General features: G+C 48.4%; 5 protein-coding genes. All 5 read right to left on the bottom strand.

All coding sequences use genetic code 11. The features are described from left to right. Window positions 1–151: 151 nt before the first annotated feature. The 5 genes from JGK36_RS18275 to JGK36_RS18255 all read right to left on the bottom strand — a co-directional run bounded on the left by JGK36_RS18275 (window position 152) and on the right by JGK36_RS18255 (window position 5,221). The gene (locus JGK36_RS18275) at window positions 152–2,365 is read right to left on the bottom strand and encodes a phosphoketolase (RefSeq protein WP_293196837.1); all 2,214 of its coding nucleotides are present in this window, start codon (window positions 2,363–2,365) and stop codon (window positions 152–154) included. A gap of 93 nt (window positions 2,366–2,458) precedes the next feature. Next, the gene (locus JGK36_RS18270) at window positions 2,459–2,695 is read right to left on the bottom strand and encodes a hypothetical protein (RefSeq protein ID WP_293201035.1); all 237 of its coding nucleotides are present in this window, start codon (window positions 2,693–2,695) and stop codon (window positions 2,459–2,461) included. Window positions 2,696–2,730: 35 nt separating this feature from the next. Beyond that, window positions 2,731–3,969 carry a COP23 domain-containing protein gene (locus JGK36_RS18265; RefSeq protein ID WP_293181059.1) on the bottom strand — a complete coding sequence of 413 codons (1,239 nt, stop codon included), beginning with the start codon at window positions 3,967–3,969 and terminating at the stop codon, window positions 2,731–2,733. Window positions 3,970–3,971: 2 nt separating this feature from the next. Beyond that, window positions 3,972–4,619: a serine protease gene (locus tag JGK36_RS18260; RefSeq protein WP_293181056.1), complete on the bottom strand. Its 648-nt coding sequence runs from the start codon at window positions 4,617–4,619 to the stop codon at window positions 3,972–3,974. Window positions 4,620–4,642: 23 nt separating this feature from the next. Further along, a complete protein-coding gene (locus JGK36_RS18255; protein ID WP_293181053.1) occupies window positions 4,643–5,221 on the bottom strand; it encodes a COP23 domain-containing protein in 579 nt (192 codons plus the stop codon). Window positions 5,222–6,000: the final 779 nt, after the last annotated feature.

Below are 6,000 nucleotides of genomic sequence, written 5' to 3'. Positions count from 1 at the left end.
GCTTGCATCGCAACAACATACCTTTCTTGGTACGTAGTTGCGCTTAAGCGCTCTTTCTTGGATTATTAAACAGCGCTTGCATCGCAACAACATACCTTTTCAATCCTTAAGAATCTCCCGGTAACAAACCGGGAGACTTGAAAATTATAACCTAACCAACTAGCCCGATCGCCCTTTTAGTCAAAGCATCAGCCGTCAACCCATTAAACGCCATCAACTCACCAGCGCTAGCAGTGGTTTCCCCCCGCTTCCATGCGAAAGTATCGCGCGGGCAATTGCTGCGAAGCATCACCGGCTCCAACATCCCAGAAGCACCGCCTGTCACGCCAATCAAGGCATCTCCACCAAACATTTCGGCAAATTTCTCATCGCTCAAAAAGCCACCGTCAGCTTCCGAACAAGTATTCCAAGCAACATCGCTGGGACGGTACAAACGGCGGGGATTCACAACAGAAACAATCCGCACTCCCAAGCCTTCTTTCTCCAATGATGCCGCCGCTTCAAACACCGGCATTAAAGTCATATCGCCGACAACAGCAAACACAACTTTCTTATTTCCGGTTGTTTCGTGCAACACAATTCCACCATCTTCTAAACCTTGGCGAGTCTGTGCAAAAGTAGTACGAATTGGCAGCGGCGACTTGCTCGCAGTAATCACAACTCCCTTATTTCTGGCACTCAAAGCCCAATCATAACAAGCTTGAATGCTGTTAGCATCCGGTGGAAACAAAGGAAACACATTTCCGTTACGCATCATCGCCGCAAAATAAGCCTCAATTTCCGGGCGTTGGTGCGTCCAACCGTTGCGGCCTTGCTCCAATGCACCCGCTGTAAATAAGGTGACAGTTGCCGGAGTTGCACGGCGCAATTCTGCCATTGCTTGCGTTACTGTTTGCCAAATTGGTAAACCGTTGATGGCAAAAGATTCGTAGGAACACCACAAACTCCGCGCTCCAAATAGCGACAATCCTACTGCCAAACCCGCGCAAGCATCTTCGCTCAAAGGTTCGTAAACTTGACCGTTTGGCGATTGATTGTACAAATCATCCGTCGTCGGGTGAATGATTTTGAGAGCTTGGTTGATGTTGGCAATTGCTGATGCTTCGTTGCCGTCTGCATTGGTGACAAGAAAAGTGCGATCGCGCTCGCCGACAGTTCCCACCAAACGTCCCATTGCAGTTGTCGAAATCTTCGCTTCTCCACCAACCGCAAATTCTTCTAAAGGCAATTCTCCCAAATCTGCTAGCGGCAATGTAAACTCAGTAACAACGGTTTTCGCAGCAGGCCCGCCACCAGCACGTTCGCAATTTGTCCGCACCAACTGCCACGCCTCAGCAGTCAAAGCCCGCTGTTTTAAGGCGCTGACAATGTGCGGAGCATCCAGCGTATCTTTCGGATAAAGGTTGTGAGATTTTGCACCCAATGCGTGTACGCCTGCACCTTTTAACTGTTTGATAATAAACACAGTTAATTTGCCGCCGAGAGCAGATTTGGCTGCTTTGTCAACTCCTTCTAAAACAGCTTTGGTAAATGCCATCCGCTGTTCGAGGGAAAAAGCCGTGCTGTCAACATAAGCTTCCGGTTGATTTTTGTCATCAAATTCCTTAGCGTCAACTAAGATGACTTCTTTAAAACCGTTTCCTTGCCAATAAGCAATCATTTCAGCATTAGTTTTAGTCGAAACCATACTGTGATGTTCTTGGGAATATCCGTTCCAAACTAACACTGGCAAAAAGTTAGTAGCTTTCGGATAAGCAGTGTGAAAATGTCCCATGCTGCTCATCGGATAGGGTTCGCCCATCCCACCGTCGCCCATTGTGAAAGCAAACAGTTTGTCGGGGTGCAAAAGTGCGCCCGCCATTGCGAAATGCTGTCCTTGTCCGAGGGGGCCTGCTGGTGCTAAAAGGCCGGGAATGAAGCCGGAAAGATGTCCTAATAAACCGTCTTTTTCGCGGAATTTATCGCGCGCTTGCTGCACTTTGGTAATTCCCATGTCTTCTAAAGATCGATCGAGAAACATGGCACTATAAAATCCTGGCGCGTGGTGCCCGACTTCGGTGACAATGTTCTTGTGTCCCAACATCACCAACGCAGCGTAGGCCTCAGCTTGGCTGGCAAAACCCCCCGGATGTCCCGATGCCTTGCTGGCTGTGATTTGCAGCGTTAAGTAGCGCAGGGCGTCTGCTCCGAGCATCGTTTGAAAGACGGCGGCTGGATCTGCTGGATCGGCGATCGAATTGCTTCCTTGGGCGATCGCAGGTGTTTTCCCGTAAGTCTCAAAACCCGGCACATTCTCCGAGAAATACTGGATTCCTTCACAAAAACTAGGAATTGCTGACGTTGCCTTCGGCGTAGTTGCAGTCATGCTTCTTTATACCTGAAAAATTTGACTTGGATTAAGTAACAGTAATTTTATAGCTTTTGTGTTGCAAAAAATCATCACTTCTGCTATGTCGAATCATAAATCTGTCAAATATCTCAAATTTTTATAGCAATCCCCAAAACGGTGACAACTTTGTTGATTGCTGAAACCATTAATTTTATTCCCTCTTCCTTCTTCCGTCTTCCTTCTTTTTACCTTGAGCGAAGCCGAAAGGCTATCTGCTTTTTTTACTCTGAGCGCAACCTTTCTATCGCGTCCGATCGATTGACTCCAATAAGTAAGGTTTGTAGTGCGGACTTCAGTCCGCAGCATAAAGCGGACTGAAGTCCGCACTACAAACTGTTTCTTTAGGGTTCGGCAATATCTACATCTAGTCGTTCCCCAAGATTAATATAAATCGGAGCGCCGCTTTCAAAAAGAGACGGTCTAGCCTTTTGATTCGCCAACCAAACGAAGAAAGTGCTAAGTGCAGGAGCTGGATCTTGATCGCGGCGCAACGTGTAGATCAAACCTTCGCAGGGCCCGTTAATCCGGCTGCTCGTGCAAATCGCTTTTTGATTGTTTACCAGACCGACAGTGACATAATTAAGCTGTTTGTTGCGGTTATAATTATCTAGGCGTTGAGTCACTTGTTGACAGCGAGTCAGAGGATCGTAGCCAGCACTAGAAAAGAAATTAGAATTCCAGCGAATCCAAGGCTCTCTAAACCCTTGGGGATTTTGATATACAGTCACTGGTTCTCCTGTTGAGGTATCGCACACAAATCCCCCCCGCTGGAGATTCGGTTGAGTTTGGGGAGAGCTGCGGTTGATGGCAATATTGCTGAGAATATCAAACCCGTTAGGTAAGGTTTGCGATCGCAACGCCGTAAAAGCATCGATCGGGATGGCGGCATTCAACCCAGTTTTAATTTCCTCAGTCTGACCGTTCCACTGGCTCTGCACCGTACCAACAGTATCACCCTGGCCGTGAATTCCCACAACCCTGCCATCAGCATCAAATACAGGCCCGCCACTCATCCCACGCCTTGTCACAGCTTGATAGCGCAATCCGTACCCGGATGATGCGCGACCGACGCGAGAAGAGATAATACCAGCAGTAAATTCGAGTTTTCTTTCAGATCCAGAGGCGACTGGTAGCGGATAGCCAGCAACGTAAATAGTAGAACCGACAACAGCACGTTGCGATTCGCCGATCGGCGCTACTGGATACCGATCTCGGCTCTGAAACTGGATCAAAGCTAAGTCTATATCGCGATCGTTTTTCGGGAGTCGCTGTATTCTGATTGCTGTATAGCTTTTTTCCGAATGAGTGCGAATGCTGTATTCTTGGGCGAGACTTGCCACTACGTGATTCGCCGTCAGAACAGTGTAAATATTCCCCTGTTTAGCAATAATTACTCCTGAGCCACCAGCCGCAAAACCCAGCGTGTTGTTCACTTCTACAGTTGTGAACATCGCTACCTCTGCAATTTCTTGGGCTGTTTTAGCACAAGCAGCATATTGTGGGCCGACAATTGCTGCCGCCGTTACTGCACCGGTCAAAATGACTGTCAGCGCATCAAACCGCAAACCCCACGAATTCATCGCTAACTCTCCACATGAGACGAGACGAACTGCAAATATGTACTGATAGGAATTCCCCAACTAGATTTAACCATCTTTTCCAATAATTCCGGCGTCGGTTCACTTCCATCTTCAAAAGCATAGACGCCAAAACCGGGATCTCGATACTTACCTCGACCGTTAATCCCAACCAAGAAACCTTTGGCATTAAAAATCGGGCCGCCGCTCATGCCAATTTTAACCTCATTTGTATAGCCCAAGCTATAGCCTTCAGGTAAAGATTTTGGCAGCAGCAGTTCTACGAACCCCTGCGCTACGGCCAACGCCCCAGTCTCCGCAGGGAATCCGGCCGCCAGCAGCGGCTCTCCCACCGCTGGCTGCTGCGCGCCAATCGGCGCTACTTTATACTCGATCGCGCTGCGAAATTTAGCGATCGCCAGATCCGTATCGCCCAGTCGCTGCGGAACTCCCAACAGTTGGTGGATCTGGCCGTCGCTCGTGATAATTGTGCGATCGCCCTTGTCGAAAGCCACAACGTGCCAGCTAGTCAACACAGTATACGTTTGTCCCTGGCGCTGGACGATCGCCCCAGAACCCGAGGATTTCGAGGTCTTGATGCGTATCGTCGCCTGTCGCGCCAAGTTTTCCACGTCACCCCCGGGAATTGGCAATGAGATTGGCAATTTTCCAGTCTTTACCGCAGTTCCGAGGGCCCAGAAAAAGGGGGCAGTTGCGCCCGATCGCCCATATTTTCCCCTAGTTTTTCCCCTAGCTTTTCTCTCACATCAATGTAAGGAATTTGGCTGCTTTCCTCCGTAGAGGGCATCCCCACCTGTCCTTGACGCCAAGCTAACAAATTATACAAAGAGCCGATCGGGTCTTGGCCCGGCCGCAGGGTATAAATCAAATTTTGGCACACACCATTGACTTGATTCGCCGTGCAGATGACATTTTGGCCGTTCATCTGACCAACGGTAATGTACCTCAGCATTCGGTTGCGGCGATAGCTTTCGAGGCGTTGGCTGACCAATTGACACCGAGTTGCCGGATCGTAGCCCGAACCGGAAAAATAATCAGAAGTCCACTCAATCCAAGGCTCTACTGCACCTTGAGGGTTTTGGTACAGCGTCACCGGCGCACCTGTCGAGGTGCTGCACCAAAATCCGCTTTCCCCCACTGTCGGCCGGGCATAACTTGGCGCAGAAGCCACTGTCAGAGCGCACAGGGCGATCGCTGCTGTCGCCAAAACTTTTGTTAATTGCTGTTCGATCATGTTTTCGCTCGATTTTTAGTAAATTTGTTACAAAAAGCACCTGATTCTGCGATAATAATCTTGATACGCAAGTTAATTAGAGATCCAAATCACAGCAAATTTCAGCTCGATCGACTGCACATCAGAAACTCGGAATCATGGCCGACACTCACAGGTGCAGCCTTACGGAAACCAGTTTTTTTTGTACTTCAGTTTGCTGAAATCTTCTGTATGTTGTTCGCTACTTGTACATTCCTTATCGCGGTGCTTTCGGCGCGGTTGTTGAACCATGCCACAATACGTGGCCAACTCTAAATTCTGTCGTCATTACTACTATCAAACTCAAGCTTTCGCCAACCGGAAAGAGGCTGTTACCTCAGACCTTGGAATAGCTAAATTTGCATCGGGTACATCACACCACTGACAAGGTATTTGATCTAACTTGTGATTTAAATCGCGAGGTCGATCTGCGGAGATACGAAGACGGCAGGGTTGCACCAATGAGGGGAGATACCCCTCTTGTGTAATCTAACACTAAAATAAAGGTATTAGCAAGCAATATTTCGGACATTTTTGATTGCCGACCGTAGAATCAGGGTTTCATGGCGATCCTCTGCGAGGGCTACGCTAACGAGGCACACGATACGCTTTCGGGTAAATCAAGGGTTTCAGGCTGCGATCTAAAAACTGTCCGGACTATTAAACAATAACTCTGAACTTATTTTCGTCTTCATACTGCGGAAATACTTCTAAGTGAGTGTAATTAGGGATTAAGTGCTTGCTACCACCAAAATTCTGCC

This window comes from Microcoleus sp. PH2017_35_SFW_U_B (assembly GCF_020737865.1).
Classification (GTDB): Bacteria; Cyanobacteriota; Cyanobacteriia; order Cyanobacteriales; family Microcoleaceae; genus Microcoleus.
This window is presented reverse-complemented; position numbering and strand designations above follow the sequence as displayed.